This window comes from Plantactinospora sp. CNZ321 (assembly GCF_004217235.1).
The window spans coordinates 5444148-5461012 of record NZ_SHKQ01000001.1; the positions used below are offsets into that span (position 1 = coordinate 5444148).

Below are 16865 nucleotides of genomic sequence, written 5' to 3' on the forward strand. Positions count from 1 at the left end.
ACGCGGGAGCGGGCAGGGCCCCGGCCACCGCCACGTCAGCGGTGCCCGGGTTCGTCGACGAGGCGGGGATGCCGCGGGTCAGCCGCGTTCCCGCCCGACGAGTTCACGCACCGCCGGTGCCACCTCCGCGGCGAACCGCTCGGTGATGGTGTGGTCGTCGCGGCCGATGATGAAGGCGCTGACCCCGTGCGTGAGGGTGAGCTCGGCGAGTTGCTCCGCCCAGCGGGCGGGCGGGCCGTCCAGCAGGCCACGGCCGGTCGAGGAGAACTCCACGTTCATGAAGTTCATCAACCGCCGTACCTCGGCCGGGGAGCGGCCGGCTCCGGCCGCGGCCTCGTCGATCCGGGCGTTGAGCTCGGGCAACGAGTCGACGCCTCGGGGCAGGTACTCGATCGTGGGCAGCCAGCCGTCGCCCAGGGCGCCGGTGAGGGCCAGCATCCGGGGCTTGTAGGCGCCGATCCAGATTTCGATGTCCTGCGCCGGCCGTGGTCCGCGCTTCGCACCGGTGGTGGTGTAGAAGCGGCCGTCGTGCCGCACCCCGCCGCGGGCGTCGGTGTCCCACAGGTCGCGGATGATCGCGATCGCCTCGCCGAGCGCGACGACCGCCTGCCCCGGGCTGAGCCGACGCGCGCCCATCGCGGCTATCCCTTCCCAGAAGGCTCCCGCGCCGAGGCCGAGCGCGAAGCGTCCGCCGCTGAGGATGTCGAGCGAGGCCGCGGCCCGGGCGAGTACGGCCGGTGGGCGCAGCGGGAGGCTGAGCACGTTGCCGCTCAGCCGTACCCGTTCGGTGCGCGCGGCGACGTAGGAGAGCAGTGTCCAGGTGTCCAGGAATGCCGGCTGGTAGGGATGGTCCTGGAACGTGACCAGGTCCAGCCCGGACCGGTCCGCGGTAACCGCCAGGTCGATCACGTGCTGGGCGTTCTGCGCACTGGGGGTCACGAAGGTGCCGAACAGTAGGTCGTGTCCGTAGTCGGTCATGGCATTGCCTCCTCGTCCGTCGGCCCGGCGGTGCAGGGCGTCCCGGCCTGGGTGTCGAGACTCGGGTCGATATTGAAGTTGTCGCGGAACAGGTTGTCCGGGTCGTAGCGTCGTTTCAGGTCCCGCAGCCGGTCCAGTACCCGCGGTGGGAAGGCGTCGTGCAGCCGTTCGGGGCGCAGGTCGGTGTCGAAGCTGAGATAGAGGCCGTCGAAGTGGTGGGCGAGGCGGTCCCAGGCCACGTCGAGAGCAGCCTGGTCCGCACCCATCGCCGTGACCTGGAAGGCCGGCGTGCGGTGCGCGAAGGCCGTCTCGTCCGCTGGTGTGTCGGCGATGGCACCGCCCATGCTGCGCAGTTCGAAGAAGTGGACCAGGCCGCTGCGGAGCAGCCGTGCGGCGTCGTCGGCGAACTCGTCGCCGAGTACCGGCAGGAAGGCCGATCGGGAGGCCGGTTCGCCCATTCCGCGGTGCCCGTGCGGGCCGACGTCGGCGGCCTGGGCCATGACGTCGGAGTATCGGGTGAGCACGACCCGCTCCCGTGCGAGCAGACCCAGCTCGGTGAACGGGGTGAGCCGGTCGACGATGACCTCCGGGTCCTGCGCGTCGACCACCGAGAAGAGCTGGACGGCCGACTGGCCCTGGCGCGGTCGCCCGGTGACGAAGAAGACCGTGGTGTCCCGGGGCGCCGTGCTCGCCAGCTCGCCGAAGCGGCGCAGGGTCTGCGCCATGTCGGAACTGACCAGGACGAGGTGCGCCCAGCCGATCTCGCGCAACTCGTCGACCTCGAACTCGAAGGCCGTGGCCACGCCGAAGTTCGCGCCCGCTCCGCGTACCGCCCAGAACAGGTCAGGGTTCTCCTCCTTGCCCGCCCGCACCTGCGTGCCGTCGGCGAGCACGAGGTCGACCGCACGCAGGTGGTCGATGGTGAGGCCGTACCGGCGGGAGAGGAGTCCGATCCCGCCCGCGGTGGCCAGCCCGCCGACCCCGACACCGCCGTAGTCGCCGGATCCCAGTGCCCAACTGTACGGGTCCAGCGCGGCCGCGACCTGCTTCCAGGTAGCTCCCGGGCCGATCCGGACCAGGCGTCGCTCCCGATCGAGCACCTCGATCCGGTTCAGCCCGCCGACGTCGACGACCAGACCGCCGTCGTTGGTCGAGCGGCCGCTGATGCCGTGCCCGCCGCTGCGTACCCCGAACGGAAGATGCCGGTGGCGGCGGGCGAAGGCGAGCGCGTCGGAGACCTCCGTCGGCGTGCGGGGCCGGAGCACCAGCCCGGGGGACCCACCCCGCAGGTAGGTCGAGGCGCTGCTCCGGTACGTCGGGTCGCCCGGCTCGATCGCCGCGTCCGCCAGTGACTCCGGTACCCCGTCGTAGTCGATTCCGGCCCGGCGCCGCGCCTGGGCGGCCGCCGAACGGCGGCGCCGGCGGCTGCGATCCGGTCCGGACAGGGCGGTCAGGCGATCCACGGGCAGACCACGCCGATCTGGATGTGTTTGGTCCGGCCGGCGAGCCAGACCGCGGTCGTCCACGGGTCCAGCCCGGGAGGCCCCTCCGGGGTGCCACCGTCGTTCAGGACGACGAGGTCCAGACTGCCCGCCTCGGCTCGGCGGACGAGCGCGACGAATGCTTCGGGGTCGCTCCTCGCCCGGTGCAGGTCCAGCGCGATACCCAGCTCGATGGCCATCCGATCTCCACTAAACGTCTTGATTCAAGATAATCTCCATAGCAGATATTTGGCCGAACCTTGGATGCCGGCGAGATATTCCCAGGTTCCCTGGGCCGGCGCGGGGGCGACGATGACCGCCGACCGCGCCCGGTGGGTGACCGGCGCGGGGCGATCCGCAGACCGGGCTCCCCCGGTCCACGGATCGCCGCGCCGCCTAGCGCAGCGGCGCCCGGCGGCCGGTCATGCCGCCATCTCGGCGGCCGCGGCGAGTTTGCGGGTGTTTTCGACTGCCATGGTGTGGATTTCTTGTTCGGTGAAGCCGGCGTCGAGGAGGTGGTCGGCGAAGAGGGCGAGGCCGTCTTCGACGGGTGGGTTGAAGGGTTGTCCGAGGTCGCTGGAGAGGACGGAGTGGGTGACGCCGACGGTGCGGATGTTGGTGATGAGGTCGTGCCAGGAGACTTTGCCGGTGTGGGGGGTGGTGAAGCAGCGTTCGAGGAGGGCACCGGCTTCGGCGAGTTCGTGTTGTTGGTCGGTGGTGAGGCGTTGGGAGGTGAATTCGGGGTGGGTGACGACGGTGCGGCGGATGCCGTGGTGGTTGGCGGCGTGGATGAGGGTGAGGATTTCGGGGCCGGAGAGGTGACCGGTGGCGAGGACGAGGTCGTGGCGGGCGATGACTTTGAGGACGTGGTGGGTGTTGGGGAGGAGGTTCCCGTCGGGGTCGAGGATGTCGACGGGGTTGGGGATGATCCCGTGGGTGTGTAGGTCGGCCTGGAGGGCTCCCCACATCGCGGGGGTGGCGCCGGGGAGATCGGTGGTGGTGGTGCGGCGTTGGTTGGCGGCGTCGACGGTGGGCATCCAGACGATGCGGGCGCCTTGGCGGGCGGCGATTTCGACGGCGGTGGGGTTCATGCCGCCGATGGAGCCGTTGAGGGTGATGGCGCCGAGGACGTCGGTGCCGGGTGCGGCTTTGCGGACGACGGCGGCGCGTTCGGCGGTGGGGACGTAGTGGGATTTGAGGACGAGGCCGGCGAGGCCGACCTCGGCGAATCGGTGGGCGAGGTCGAGGTCGTCGATGCGGCGCGGCATGACGTCGGGTGCGACGTGTACGTGGGTGTCGTAGGCGCCCTGTACGAGGGCGCGGGCGCGGGCGGACGGTACGGGATGCTCTGACATGTCACTCCTTGTGGCAGAGGGATGGGCATGGCCGATTCAGGCCGTACGGGTGCCGTCGGACGGGCCGGAGCGCCGCCGGACCGCCGTGGCGGTGTTGGCCAGAGTGGACTCGACGTGCCCGAGGTGTCGCCGCATCGCGGCCTCGGCGGCGTCCGGGTCCCGGGCGGCGATCGCCTCGACGACCGCGACGTGCTCGCCCAGTGACTGTGCCGGTCGGCTGGGCACCAGGATGGTGCGGTACTGGAAGCGGACGAGCTGGGCCCGGAGCCCGGTGATGAGCCGGGCCGCGGTCTCGTGCCGGGACGCCGCGATGATCGCGGCGTGCAGCTTGGCGTTCCCCTCGGAGTAGCCGAGCAGGTCGTCCTGCTCCAGCTTCCGGGCCATCCTGGCGAGCACTCGGCGGATCGTACTGATCTCCCGGGCGGTGGCGTTCAGCGCGGCCTGACGCGCCGTGAGCGCCTCCAGCACAGCCCGGACCTGGAGGATCTCGACCGCCTCCTCCTCGGTGACCAGTCGCACGTGCGCGCCCCGGTTCGGGGTGAGCACGACCAGCCCGTCCTGGGCCAGCCGGACCAGTATCGTCCGGACGGTCGCCCGGCTGACCTGTAGCCGGTTCGCCAACTCGACCTCGATCAGCCGCTCGTTGGGCATCAACTCGCCCCGGTGGATGGCCCCGCGCAGTTCCTGGTACGCCTCGTCCGCCGAGCGGGCCGATGATGGGCGCGGCGTGCCCGCCGCTCGGCGGCCCGCCGTTGCCGGGGGTCGTACGGCGCCACTCACGACACGGTCACCGAGGTCGAGCGACACCTCCCGAGCAGCCGCCGGTGCCCGACCGGCAGCCATCCACATCGGACGGTAGCCGTGCGGCCCCACACCGACTCCGGACACCTCGGGACGGTATGCCCCGAGGTGTCCGGGTAAGAACCCTCACCGGCGCCCGCCGTCCCCCGCTCCAGCCCGCCAGCCCGCAACATTGTCTCCTAGATTATCAACAATCTTGTTGACAGGATTGCTGCCAGAACTTCCCTTGTCAACAAGGCTCTGACCTGGGAGAAGGCTGCTTCGACAGCGGGTGTGGAGCCTTCTGAGCCTCAGAAACTGGCCCGATTTCGTCGGTGACAAGTCGAACCTAGGTCATCTACGATTCTCGACCGGGCGAGGGTCGGCGCGGTTGGTGTCGTTCAGGCGAAGGGCCGCATCCTCCGCGCAGGTGCGTTGCGGACCGCCCATCCACAAGCGAAAGCTGGAGGCACACATGTTCAGACGCTCTCGGGTCCTGGCGGCAGCGCTGCTCGCCACGGCGCTGGTCGTGAGCGGTTGCAGCGGCGGCGACGGGGACGACGACGCGTCCGCCGAGGGGACCGACAAGGTCGCCTACATCACGGCGTTCGGCGCCGTGGGACGGGACTCCTTCGTCTGGGTGGCGAAGGAGAAGGGCTACTTCGCCGAGGCCGGCATCGAGGTCGATATCAAGAAGGGCGCGGGTAACGCGCCGAACCTCACGGCGCTCAAGTCGGGAGAGGTCCAGTTCGCCTCGCTCGACTTCACCGGTGCGGTGATCCAGGCCGGCAAGGGCGAGTTCACCGACTGGCGGGCGGTCGCCGCGGTGCACCAGCAGACGCTGATCTCGGTGATGACCACCAAGGACACCGACATCACCGGCCCGAAGGACCTGGCCGGCAAGACCATGGCCACCGGCAAGGGCTCGGTCACCGAGCTGCTCTTCCCGGCGTACGCCAAACTGGCCGGTCTCGACCCGGCCACCGTCAAGATCGAGGGCGTGCAGGCCACCGCACTCAACGGTCTGATGGCGAGCCGGAGGGTGGACGCGCTCGGCACCTTCCTGCTCAGTCGGGACGCGCTGGCGGCGGCCTCCAAGAAGGAGGTCGTCATCCTGCCGTACAGCGACTACCTGCGGGACCTGTTCGGCAACGCCATCATCACCACTCCCGGCCTGATCGAAAAGGACTCGGACCTGGTCCGCCGGTTCACCGGTGCTCTGCTCAAGGGCCTGCAGTACACCATCGACAACCCGGAGGAGGCGGCGACGATCCTGAACAAGGCGGAGCCGACGTACCCGGTCGCCTCCGGGGTCGGTGAGATCAAGGCGATGACCCCGTACGTCGTACCGGCCGGTGGTGCCCCGATCGGTGCGATGGACGAGGGTCGGGTGGCCCGCACCATCGCCATCCTGCAGAGCTCCGGCCTGATGCCCTCCGGCCTCAGCCCGGCGAGTGTCGTCGACCTCGACATCGTGCCGAAGGCCTGACGAGGCGGCTCGACGACCGGCAAGACCCGACCGCTGCCGAGTAGCCCTCGCCGGCGGTCGGGCGTTCCTGACGAACGGGGACGGTGGTCGGACCGGCTGCCGTCCCTTCTTCGTCGCACCGCCGGGACACCGTCCGGCATCTCGATCACCGCGATCACCGCGTTCCTCGCCGCCCGAAAGGACCCTACGGGATTCACCATGACTGACAAGACGACCGACGCCGGGCTGCGACGTGTGTGGGTCAACGCCGGGCTCCCCGCACTGGGTACGCTGTTGGCGCTCGCGATCTGGTGGCTGATCACCATCGCCTTCAGCATCGAACCGTTCTGGCTACCCGCACCGCCGGACGTGGTGGAGGCGTTCCAGCGGCTCTCCGGTCACCTGGCCGAACAGGCCGGAGTCACCCTGATCGAGACGGTCGCCGGCTTCGCCATCGGCTCGACCGCCGGTGCGGCCGTCGCGGTCCTGTTCGCCGCTTCGCGCACGATCGAGCGGATGACCATGCCGCTGATCGCCGCGGTCAACGCGGTGCCGAAGGCGGCGCTCGCTCCCCTGCTCATCGTCTGGATCGGGCTGAACATCCACGCCAAGATCGTCATGGTCGTGCTGCTCTGCTTCTTCCCGGTCCTGGTCTCCACCATGGCCGGGCTGACGTCCGTCCCCAACGACCTGCGCGAACTGGCCAACTCGCTCTCCTCCTCGTGGTGGCAGACCTTCCTGAAGGTCCGGCTGACCTGGGCGCTGCCACAGGTCTTCGTCGGTCTGAAGGTGGCGTCCTCGCTGGCCATCATCGGGGCGGTCATCGGCGAGCTCACCAATCCCGACCGTGGGCTCGGCTCGGTGGTCGTCAGCTCCAGCCAGTCCGCGGACACGCCGCTCGCCTTCGCCGCGCTGACCCTGCTCGCCATCATGGGCGCTTCGCTGTTCTACCTGGTGACGGGACTGGAGCGGGTCCTCGTGCCGTGGGCCCGGGCGATCTCGTCGTGACCGTGACACCTCGCAAGGAGGACACAATGATCAAGATGACCGGGCTCTCCCGGACCTTCCAGGGAAAATCCGGGACGGTGGAGGCACTGCGCGACATCAACCTCGACGTCGGCAACGGCGAGTTCCTGGCGGTGATCGGGCGCTCCGGTTGCGGCAAGTCCACCCTGCTGCGGATCATCGCCGGGCTGATCCGGCCGAGCCGGGGCGAGGTACTGGTCGCCGGTGACCCGGTCGAACGGCCCCGCCGGGACGTCGCCATGGTGTTCCAGCGCCCGGCGCTGCTGCCCTGGCGCAGCGTCCGGAACAACGTGCTGCTGCCGGTGGAGATCTTCCGCTGGCCGCGGGCCCAGCACCGCGAGCACGCCGACCGGCTGCTGGAGATGACCGGGCTCAGCGCCTTCGCCGACCGACTCCCACACGAGCTCTCCGGCGGAATGCAGCAACGGGTCTCGCTCTGCCGGGCCCTCATCCAACGCCCCAAGGTGCTGCTGATGGATGAGCCGTTCTCCGCGCTGGACGCGCTGACCCGCGAGGAGTTGGCCGTCGAGCTGCAGCGCATCCACATGGAACTCGGCACCACGGTCGTCTTCGTGACCCACTCCATCCAGGAGGCGGTGCTGCTCGCCGACCGGGTGGCGGTGCTCAGTGCCCGTCCCGGCCGGCTGCGCAAACTGGTCAACGTCGCCATCCCGCGTCCGCGTTCGTTCGGGCACAACGCGCACCTGGAGGATGTCGCCGCCGCCTCCGCCGAGCTGCACCAACTCCTGCTCAACGAGCACATGCCGGCAACCTCGGCCACCAGCTGAGCTCGGCGACGGCCGGACTCGGCACGCCGGCCGTCGCCGGGTCAGCCGGACCACCCACGCGTACCCGAACAGCGGGAGCACCGCCGACGCGACCCCGCGCCGAGCAAGTGGGGTTCAGTACTGCATGACGCAGTAGACGACCGTCGGGTGGGTGAACCGGTACCAGCGGTTCCACCGGAGGTCCCGGGTGCATTTGTTGCCGTTGGACGCGCCCGGGACGATGTCGATGACGTGGACGGTGCCTTTCGCCTTGCACTTCGGCGCGTGGACGACCCAGCCGTCACCCTTCGGGAACTTGTAACAGAAGTAGCGCACCAGGTGGTGCTCCAGACAGAGCCGATACCCGTCCTCGGTGATGTACGGACCGCCGGGGTCGGCACAGGGATTCCGGCCATAATCGACGGATACCACCCGGTAGGTGCCGCTGCTGCCGTTGCAGTTGCCGATTCCGAGGAGGTTACCGGCCGCGTCGACGGCGACGCACTGCCCGATGGCGACCGGTGGCGGAGGCGGTGTCGGGGACGGAGGCGGAGCCGGAGCGGTCGTGCGGACCTCCTCGGGCGGCGGAGTTACACCTCCGGCGGTGGCCTGCGGGCTGTCCTCCCCCTTGTTGATCACCACGGCCGCCACCGCGACCCCACAGACCCCGAGCAGACACAGGGCCAGGAGCCCACCGATCAGTCCGATGATGAGCGGCCCGTTGCTCTTCGCGCGCACCGGCGGCGCGGCGATTCCGGGCGGCGGCGCGGGCGGCCCCGGTGGTCCGGGCATCCCAGACGGCGGTGGCCCGGGCATCCCGGACGGCGGTGGCCCGGGCATCCCGGGGATTCCGGGCATGCCAGCCGGGGGTCCGGGCAAGCCAGCCGGGGGTCCGGGCATGCCGGGTTGTGGTGAGGGCACACCCGGATAGCCGGGCGGACCCGGCGGTGGAGGCGACGTCACGCGAGTGAGTGTCACACACGAGGCCGACGGCCGGTCACACCACCGCCGGAGGTACGGCGGCGGTGCCCGCGAGACCGTCCACCCAGGCCGGCACAGCGGCGCTCGACGCCGGTCAGGGCATCGATGGAGGGGTAGCTGCCCGGTCGACGGAGGCCGCGCCCGGCGTACCGTCGCGCGGCGTGAGCCGGCAGTCCGGCGCGGTACCGGCGTCCGCGGCCGCGGCGCAGGCCGGGATCCCACCCGACCTGCGCCCGGTCCATGTTCACGTCCCCGAGGCCGGGTGACGCGCTCGCTGCCCCGATCAGCCGTGCCGGGGTTCCCACCGGAAGTACCGGTTCGCCATGAGCAGCGACACCAGAAGCCAGACCAGCAGCACCCCGAAGGAGGGCAGCGTCTCGACGAAGACGCCGGCGAAGTTCAGGGGCTGGCCCTCGTCGGTACGGCCGAGCCAACCGACGCGCATGACCTCGGTGAACGGGCCGTTGGGCAGGAACCAGAGCACCCGCTCCAGCGACTCCGGCAACGCGCCGAGCGGCAGCAGCGCGCCCGGCGTGGCCAGGAAGATCACCACGGTTGGCAGGGTGGTGAGCATGGCCGCCTCGGAGCTGCGGGTGATCGCGGAGAGCGCGGCCGAGAACGCCGCCATTATCGAGCAGCCGAAAAGCAGCGCCACCCCCATGACCAGGGGGTTCCTGGGCATCGGCAGGTCGAGGACCAGAACCGCGTAGACGGCCAGCGCGACGAACTGGGCGAGGAAGATCGCCACGGTGCTGCCGGCCGTGCCGAACAGGATCGTGCGGTCCGAGGCGAGCCCGGTGCGCAGCCGTTTGAGCACCAGTTCCTGGCGGCGTGCGGCGTACACGGTGGTCAGGTGGTGGTGCACCAGGAAGACCATGATCAGGGTGGTGACGCTGACGACCCGGCGCACGCCGGGCACCGTCTGGTCGCGGTACTCGCTGACCAGCAGCAGGGCGATCATCATCGGGGTCACCACGGACATCGCGGTGGACGTCCAGCTACGGCGTAGCGCAAGCAGCTCCATCCTGAGCATCGCGGCCATCTGCCAGAACGGCCTGGTCGCGCGGTCGCCCGAGGTGGCGGTGGTGTGGGAGCTCGGCGTCGTCATCGTCCCGCTCATCGGGCGGCCTCCGGATCCGCGTGCCGGTCGGTCGGGTCGTGGTCGGCGGCGATGTCCAGGAAGACATCCTCCAGGGTGGCGGGTCGGGCCGACAGGGAGGCGATCCGGATGCCGCCCGCGTCTGCCCATGCGAGCAGCCGGGTGAGGTCGGTCTGGAGCTGGCGCGACTCGTAGGTGACCCGGTCGCCGTCGACCAGGCAGGCGGCGTGCGGCAGGTCGGGCAGCGCGTCCGTGGCCGGCGGCCGGAAGCTGATCCGCGCGGGCAGGGTTCGCACGACGTCCTCCGGCGTCCCGGTGGCGACGATGCTGCCACCCCGCATGATCGCCACCCGGTCGGCGAGGAGCTCCGCCTCCTCCAGGTAGTGCGTGGTGAGCAGCACGGTCGTGCCGCCCTTCTGGAGCTGGCGGACGACGTCCCAGGTGCGGCGGCGGGAGGCCGGGTCCATGCCGGTGGTGGGTTCGTCGAGGAAGAGCACCTCTGGGCGGCCGAGCACGGCCAACGCCAGCTCCAGCCGCCGGCTCTCGCCGCCGGAGAGCTGCTCGACCGCGACGTTGCGCTGGCCGCCGAGGTCGACCAGGTCCAGCACCTCCGCGGTGGTCTGCGGCCGGACGGTGAGGGACCGCCAGACCTCCACCGTCTCCCGGACGGTGAGCGCACCCGTGAATCCGCCGTGCTGGAGCATCACCCCCGTCCGGGGACGCACCGAGCTCCGGTCCAGGAGGGGGTCCATCCCGAGCACCCGGACCCGGCCGGCGGTGGCCGGTTGCAGCCCCTCCAGGACCTCGATGGTGGTGGTCTTCCCGGCACCGTTGGTGCCCAGCAGCGCGAACAGCTCGCCCCGGCGGATCCGCAGACCGATGCCGCGCACCGCCTCGAACTCCCCGTAGCCGCGACGCAGCCCGTCCACTTCGATCACAACATCATCCATGCGGACCAGGCTGTCGCCGGCGGGCGACAGTTCCCACCCCCGTCGCGTCATGTCCTGACCGTGCCGTTCGCATGCCCGACCCGTGTGTTCCCACCGGAGGGGCATGCCGCGTCACGGCCGGCCGGGCCGTCGCCCCTCCCGGGAACGGCGGCCCGGCCGGCCGGCGGAATCAGCTGTACGACACCGAGAAGTTGTTCGTGGTGAAGTTCAGGCCACCCGCCGACGAGGTGATCTCGTACCCGAACTGGACGTCGCCGATCAGGACGTCGCCGTACCAGCCGGCGGTGCGGATCCAGTTGAGCACGGCGCGGATGTCGACGGTCCCCGAGCTGGTGTTGCTGGTGCGGATGAACGAGAAGACCTCGTTGGCGCCGTTGGAGCCGCGGTAGATCTGCCAGGTGTGCCCGCCGACCGACGCGGTGGTCTGGAGCGAACCCAGCGGGCCGACCGGGCCGGTCTTGTTCATCCACAGCATGATCTCGTACGCGTGGTTGTTGGCCCAGATGTCGTACGTGCTCGCGTACGCCCCGCCGCCCGGCACCGTGACGTTGAAGCTGCTGGTGAGGCTGCCGATCGCGCTGAGGTTCCGGTTGACGTTCCGGGTGGCGTTCGGGTAGGACTTCACCCCACCGGTGTTCGGGTGGTTGGCGTTGACGCCCCAGTTGCTGTATGAGTTGGCCCAGATCGTCTGGGTTCCGGCGCCACTACCCCAGATGTTGTTGTAGAGCGTGTATCCACCGTTGGTCCAGGTCCCCCACTGGTCGGAGGAGGTCCAGGCGGCACCCCCGGGCTGCGAGGGGGTGGAGGTGGGGGCGGCGCTGGTGGGTGGTTGCCCGGTGGCCGGCGCTCCGGTGCAGGCCACCCCGTTCAGGGTGAACGAGGTGGGCGGGGAGTTCGTCCCGTTCCAGGTGCCGTTGAAGCCGGGAGTGACGGTGGCGTTGGTAGCCAGCCCGGCGTTCCATGTCGCGTTGGTCACCGTCACCCGGGTGCCGCTCTGGCTGAACTGGCCACCCCAGCCCTGGGTGACGGTCTGGCCGTTCGAGAAGTTCCAGGCCAGCGTCCACCCGTCGAGCGGGTCGCCGAGGTTGGTCAGCGCCACGTTGGCGCTGAAGCCACCCGGCCACTGGTTGACGGTGTAGGTCACGCGGCAGCCGGCGGCGGCGCTGGCGGGAGCGGTCAACACCGCTGTCAGGCCGACGCCCAACAGCAGGGTGGCGGCCGCCGCGAGGCAGGCGCGCAGTCGTCGCGCCTGCCCGCGCAGGTGGATGGATCTCATGTCGCCTCCTGGTCGTCTCGGGTCGCCCGGACCGGCGACGGAGCTGCGAGACTTAGTTGGATAGCCCAACTAATCCCCATCCTGCCACCCGCGCGCCGATTACGACAGCCGTCGATGTCTGCCGATGCGACGCGGGCCGCGGAACCCCTCCCGCCGAGCCCGGACCGGGCGACCGCGGTCAGCGCCGGGGCGAGGCTCCCCGGCGCGCCGCTCGTCCGAGGTGCGTCAGGGCGTGGAGAGGTCGAACCTGCGGACCGTCACCGCGCCGCCGAGTGCCTGGGTGGCGTAGTTGAATATCCCGAACCGGTACCCCATGAAGAACTGCCAGGCGTTGTTCAGGGTGAAGGCCGGACCGAGGCTGGTGAAGGTGACCCCGTCCGTGCTGTAGGAGAAGCGGGCCTGTCGGCCGCTGCCGGGTCGGATGTCCGCGTTGGCCCGCAGCCAGATCCGGCCGCCGGAGACGGCCGCGCTGGCGACCTCGGTACCGGTACCGGTGGTGTTCCAGTTGCCGTCCATCGTCAGGTTGTTGGTCATCACCACCCGGGTCGCGCCGTTGTCCCGGCGCACCCCGATCCAGGCGGACGACTGGCGGAGCATGGCCAGGCCGGTACGGTCACCGTCGCGCATCGTGGAGTAGTCGAGTTCCACCGTCGCGGTCGAGGTCGGCCCCTGGATCCGGTGGGTGAGGGTGTTCCGGGCGCTGTAGAGATCACCGGTCACCGTGGCGGTCTGCAGCCGCAGGCCGTTGTTCACCGACCACCTGCTGTTGTCGGGATTGTGGTTCCACTCCCACTGCGGCCCGAGGGTGGTGCCGGCGAAGGTGTCCGCGCCGGTGAGCGGCTTGCCCGGCCGCAGCGGCAACGGGTTGGGGTACGTCGTCCCCCAGGCGCCGTTGACCGTCTGCAGGACCGGCCAGCCGTCACCGGTCCAGGTGATCGGGGCCAGCGTCGGCATCCGGCCGCCGGGGTACGCGTCGGTGAACGCCATGTAGTACCACTGGCCGTTCGGGGTCTGCACGAGCCCGCCCTGGTGCGGCACGCCGCCACCGGCGATCGGCCCCGGCAGGTCGAGCAGGACCTGACGGATCTCGTACGGGCCGAACGGGTTGCTCGCCTTGAGGACGTACTGGCCGTTGGCCGGGCGGGTGAGCCAGATGTAGTAGCTGCCGTTGCGCTTGTAGAAGCGGGCGCCCTCCAGGGTGCCGATGTTCGATGGCGTACTGAACACCTGCTGGTTGCGGACCTGGCTGCGCCCGTCGGCGGAGAGCTGGGCGACGCTGATGGTTCCGTTGCCGTACGCCACGTACATGGTGTCGTTGTCGTCGATCAGCAGGCCGGCGTCGTAGTAGCAGTTGGGAATGGTGGCGTGCCGGGTCCAGGTGCCGTCGACGGCGGACGCGGTGTAGATGTGGGTCTGGGCGAAGTCGATGCAACCGGCCCAGTAGTACGTCTGGTTGCTCTGCCGGTAGTTGAGGGTGGACGCCCAGATTCCGTCCACGTAGGCCCGACCGCCGGACAGGTCGTACTTGGACCCGAAGTCCAGTCGGGGAACCGAGTGCCCGGCGAACTCCCAGTTCACCAGGTCGTACGAGCGCAGGATCGGCGCACCCGGCGAGTAGTGCATGGTCGAGGCGGACAGGTAGTAGGTTTCGCCGACCCGGATGATGTCGACGTCGGCGAAGTCCTGCCACACCACGGGATTGCTGAACGTGCCGCCCGGCGGGGTGGTGGGCGGGGTACCGCCGCCGTCGACGCGGACGAGTTGCCACTGCTGGTTGTTCCCACCCCAGTCGTCGTACTGCACCACGTTCGCCCCGTCCGCCGTCGATGCGTCCTGCACCTCCACCGCCTTCCCGCTGTGGCGGTTGATCAGCCGGACGTAGCCACCGGACGAGTCGAGCAACCGGAACTGCTGGTTGGCCCCGTTGTGGTCGCTCCACTGCACGATCCCCGCCCCGTTGGACGTCGACCAGTTGTAGACGTCCAGGACCTTGCCCGAGTGCCGCGACTTCACCCGGTAGTACCCGCCGCCCGAGTCGACGAACTGCCACTGCTGCCACGCACCGTCCCCGCGCGTCCACTGGGTGATCCGGGCACCGTCGTTCGTCGCCAGGTTGTACACGTCCAGCGCCTTGCCACTGTTCCGGTTCACCAGCACGTACCAGGCACTCGTGTCCACCGTCGCGGCCGACGCCGGGGCCGTGCCGAACGCGACGGCGGCCGTGCCGACGAGCGCCATCGCCACGGCCGCGGCGAATCCGGACCGCCAGCGTCGCCACCGGTCGCGCGCCGCACCGCGCCGAGCCGGCGGCGGTACCGGCGCCAGTGGTGGCGCCTGCGCCAGGACATCCATGGTGTCTCTCCTTCGGTCGGACCACCCGAGCCCGGGGGCGGGGCGCGGGTTGGCGGGTGGTGGCCCGGCTGCGGCTCGCAGCACGGCTCGCGACACGGGCAGTGATGTTAGCGTTAACATGACTGGCTACAAGACCTGACGCACCAAACGGAGACATGGATTAAACCGCCGCGCCAGATGTACGGCATATTGCCAGACGGTTTCCGGCTCTTCAAGAGGGTTGTCAATGCGTAGCGGAACCACCTTCGGACCGAACAATGAAACCGCTCCGGTCCGACTTTCGACGAGGACGACGGATAACACCTTTCCGCCGAACGGGCCGGAACCGGCCACCGGAAGAAGTCTCACAGGTTTTTCTGTTATCGACGCAGGCGCCGGAGGGTCGCGCGGCCGGCCGGGGCCGCCCACGGTCGGCCGCCACCGACCACAGGGGACGGGGCGACCCGGGGCAACGCGGCAGCGGGACCTCGCACCTGGCGCCACCGCCTGTTCCGGCGACGCGCCGATGTACGGCGAAACGCTACCCGGCCAGCGGAGGCCGGACCCGGAACGACATGTCGGCCCGGAACACCGGATCGTCGGTCGACTGGTCCACCCACAACTCGAAGTTCCGGTGCCGCAGGAACCAGCCGGGATAGTTGGACGACTCCAGCGACACCGACCCCGGCGCCACACCCCCGCGTGCACAGAACGTCGCGTCCCCGCGGAACAGCTCGGTACCCGTGTCCGCGCTCAACCGCACCCGCCAGGACAGATGGCGCAGGTAACGTCCGTCCTCCGCCCGGAAGGAGACACAGGTCGCGTCCGCCAGACCGGGGACGGCCTCGAAGGTCGCCCGCCGCCGACCGGCCGCGTCGCCTTCCCCGCCGGCCCGGGCCAGTACTCCGAGGTCGTCGGTCGTGGTGGTGACGAACAGCCCCACCTGGTTGACCGACTCCATCGACACGCTCCCGCGCGGGGTAACCGTCCCGGCGCGCGACGGGGTGGCGCCGGTCGGGGCCGGCCGGCTCGGAGCGGGTGCGGTCGCCCGGGGTGTCGATCTCGACGGGACGACGGCCGCGGCCGACGCCGACGACAGCCTCGCGGTAGGTGTCGGCGTCGGCACGGCGATGCCCACCGGTGGCGGCGGTTCCGGCGTCGGCCAGGTCGCCGTGGTGACCGTGGCGCCGGCGACGACCGTGCCGGCGGCGACCGCGGTCACGATCGGATGCGCCCCGATCAGCTGGCCGAGCTGCCCGAGCAGCCCGGCCTTGACGCCCGCGCCGACGGCCCCGGAACCGCCGAGCCCACCGGCGCCGGAGGCGGCCACCGCGGAGACGGTTCCGAGGGCGCCGCCCGCCGCCGCGCCCTTGCCGATCAGCGCCGCGACCAGCGCCGCGGGCACGGGGAGCAGCGCGAGACCGACGAGCAGGCGCTCCGGCGCCACCAGTCCCTCGCCGTGCCGGAGGCAGACCGGGCAGGAGCGGACGTGCCGGGTGATGCGTTTGCGCCACAGGGGACTCGGCCGCCCGTCCCAGCCGGCCAGCACCGGCGCCAGGCGGACACACCCGGGTCTCGCGTCCAGCGCGGCCACCAAGGTCCGGCTGAGCTCCAGCTGGTTGCGCATCCGCTGGACCCGTACGCCCGCGTGCGCCACCCCGACGCCGAGTGACGCTGCCAGGTCCGTCCTGCTCAGCTGGCCTGCGGTCTCCAACCACCAGAGCGAGAGCAGCGCCCGGTCGTCCGGGTCGAGCCAACGACCGGCCCGCACCAGCTGCCGGCGCTGCTCGGACAGGCCCAGCCGCAACAGCGTCAGATCCTCGACCTCGGCCCCGGCGTCCGGCTCCCCGACCACCTCGTCCAGGGCCACGGCACGGTCGGCGGCGACCTGCCACCGCTGCGTGTGCGTACTGACCTGGCGCAGCGCGATCGCCACCAGCCAGTGCCGGAAGCTGTCCGGTGTCCGCAACGTCCCGAGCTCGCGCAGGGCACGGAGCATCGTCTCCTGCACGATGTCGTCGACGTCCGGGTGACCGCTCAGCGCCCTGCGCACCACCGTGTAGACGACCGGCAGGTACGCCGCGGTGAGTTCGTCAAGCGCCTGCCGGTCACCGGCCTGCGCGGCGACGACCAGGTTCGTCTCGTTCGTACGGGTAGCTGGCATGTCCCATCGCTGTCACGGGTACCGGGTGGTGGGTGCGGAGCTGTGGCGCCCATGGTGTGGTCGTTGACTGTGCTGGACGCCGGGGGCCGCGTCAAGAAGGAGCCGTGAATTCTCCGGCGGCCTCGTCCGACCGGCGTTGCGGTCAGGCACCCGGGAATGGTCACACCGGCGATCCCGATTGCCGCGGCCTACCGCCGTTTCGACCGCGC

14 protein-coding genes are annotated in these 16865 nt (G+C 70.6%); 3 read left to right on the forward strand and 11 right to left on the reverse strand.

Annotated elements, in window-relative coordinates; genetic code table 11:
* Window positions 1-78: 78 nt before the first annotated feature.
* The 5 genes from EV371_RS23555 to EV371_RS23570 form a co-directional block, all read right to left on the reverse strand.
* On the reverse strand, window positions 79-978 hold the full coding sequence (locus EV371_RS23555) for an LLM class flavin-dependent oxidoreductase (RefSeq protein ID WP_130463976.1): 900 nt from the start codon (window positions 976-978) through the stop codon (window positions 79-81).
* Entirely contained in the window at window positions 975-2441 is a 1467-nt protein-coding gene (locus EV371_RS23560; protein ID WP_207230583.1) for an FAD-binding oxidoreductase, read from the reverse strand. Before EV371_RS23560 ends, EV371_RS23555 begins: the two co-directional genes overlap by 4 nt.
* Entirely contained in the window at window positions 2429-2659 is a 231-nt protein-coding gene (locus tag EV371_RS33920; RefSeq protein ID WP_207230584.1) for an LLM class flavin-dependent oxidoreductase, read from the reverse strand. Before EV371_RS33920 ends, EV371_RS23560 begins: the two co-directional genes overlap by 13 nt.
* Window positions 2660-2881: 222 nt before the next feature.
* The gene (locus tag EV371_RS23565; protein WP_130463978.1) at window positions 2882-3814 is read right to left on the reverse strand and encodes a DUF6282 family protein; all 933 of its coding nucleotides are present in this window, start codon (window positions 3812-3814) and stop codon (window positions 2882-2884) included.
* A gap of 36 nt (window positions 3815-3850) precedes the next feature.
* Complete coding sequence (locus tag EV371_RS23570; protein WP_486484763.1) at window positions 3851-4702, reverse strand: GntR family transcriptional regulator; 852 nt, start codon at window positions 4700-4702, stop codon at window positions 3851-3853.
* 367 nt (window positions 4703-5069) lie between these two features.
* On the opposite strand from EV371_RS23570, the gene EV371_RS23575 reads away from it, so the two are divergent.
* The 3 genes from EV371_RS23575 to EV371_RS23585 all read left to right on the forward strand — a co-directional run bounded on the left by EV371_RS23575 (window position 5070) and on the right by EV371_RS23585 (window position 7876).
* Window positions 5070-6083 (forward strand): ABC transporter substrate-binding protein, encoded by a 1014-nt coding sequence (locus EV371_RS23575; RefSeq protein ID WP_130463979.1) that lies wholly within the window; start codon window positions 5070-5072, stop codon window positions 6081-6083.
* Window positions 6084-6281: 198 nt separating this feature from the next.
* The gene (locus EV371_RS23580; protein ID WP_130463980.1) at window positions 6282-7070 is read left to right on the forward strand and encodes an ABC transporter permease subunit; all 789 of its coding nucleotides are present in this window, start codon (window positions 6282-6284) and stop codon (window positions 7068-7070) included.
* A gap of 26 nt (window positions 7071-7096) precedes the next feature.
* Complete coding sequence (locus EV371_RS23585) at window positions 7097-7876, forward strand: ATP-binding cassette domain-containing protein (protein ID WP_130463981.1); 780 nt, start codon at window positions 7097-7099, stop codon at window positions 7874-7876.
* 114 nt (window positions 7877-7990) lie between these two features.
* Here the strand turns inward: EV371_RS23585 and EV371_RS23590 are convergent, their stop codons facing one another.
* The 6 genes from EV371_RS23590 to EV371_RS23615 form a co-directional block, all read right to left on the reverse strand.
* Window positions 7991-8647, reverse strand: a complete 657-nt coding sequence (locus EV371_RS23590) for a hypothetical protein (RefSeq protein ID WP_130463982.1) — start codon at window positions 8645-8647, stop codon at window positions 7991-7993.
* Window positions 8648-9119: 472 nt separating this feature from the next.
* On the reverse strand, window positions 9120-9944 hold the full coding sequence (locus EV371_RS23595) for an ABC transporter permease (RefSeq protein ID WP_130463983.1): 825 nt from the start codon (window positions 9942-9944) through the stop codon (window positions 9120-9122).
* Between the two features lie 8 nt (window positions 9945-9952).
* Window positions 9953-10885: an ABC transporter ATP-binding protein gene (locus tag EV371_RS23600; protein WP_130463984.1), complete on the reverse strand. Its 933-nt coding sequence runs from the start codon at window positions 10883-10885 to the stop codon at window positions 9953-9955.
* 169 nt (window positions 10886-11054) lie between these two features.
* Window positions 11055-12161 (reverse strand): cellulose binding domain-containing protein, encoded by a 1107-nt coding sequence (locus EV371_RS23605; RefSeq protein ID WP_130463985.1) that lies wholly within the window; start codon window positions 12159-12161, stop codon window positions 11055-11057.
* A 225-nt stretch (window positions 12162-12386) separates the two neighbouring features.
* The gene (locus EV371_RS23610; RefSeq protein WP_165436820.1) at window positions 12387-14513 is read right to left on the reverse strand and encodes a family 43 glycosylhydrolase; all 2127 of its coding nucleotides are present in this window, start codon (window positions 14511-14513) and stop codon (window positions 12387-12389) included.
* 520 nt (window positions 14514-15033) lie between these two features.
* A complete protein-coding gene (locus EV371_RS23615; RefSeq protein ID WP_130463986.1) occupies window positions 15034-16656 on the reverse strand; it encodes a sigma-70 family RNA polymerase sigma factor in 1623 nt (540 codons plus the stop codon).
* Between the last annotated feature and the right edge of the window lie 209 nt (window positions 16657-16865).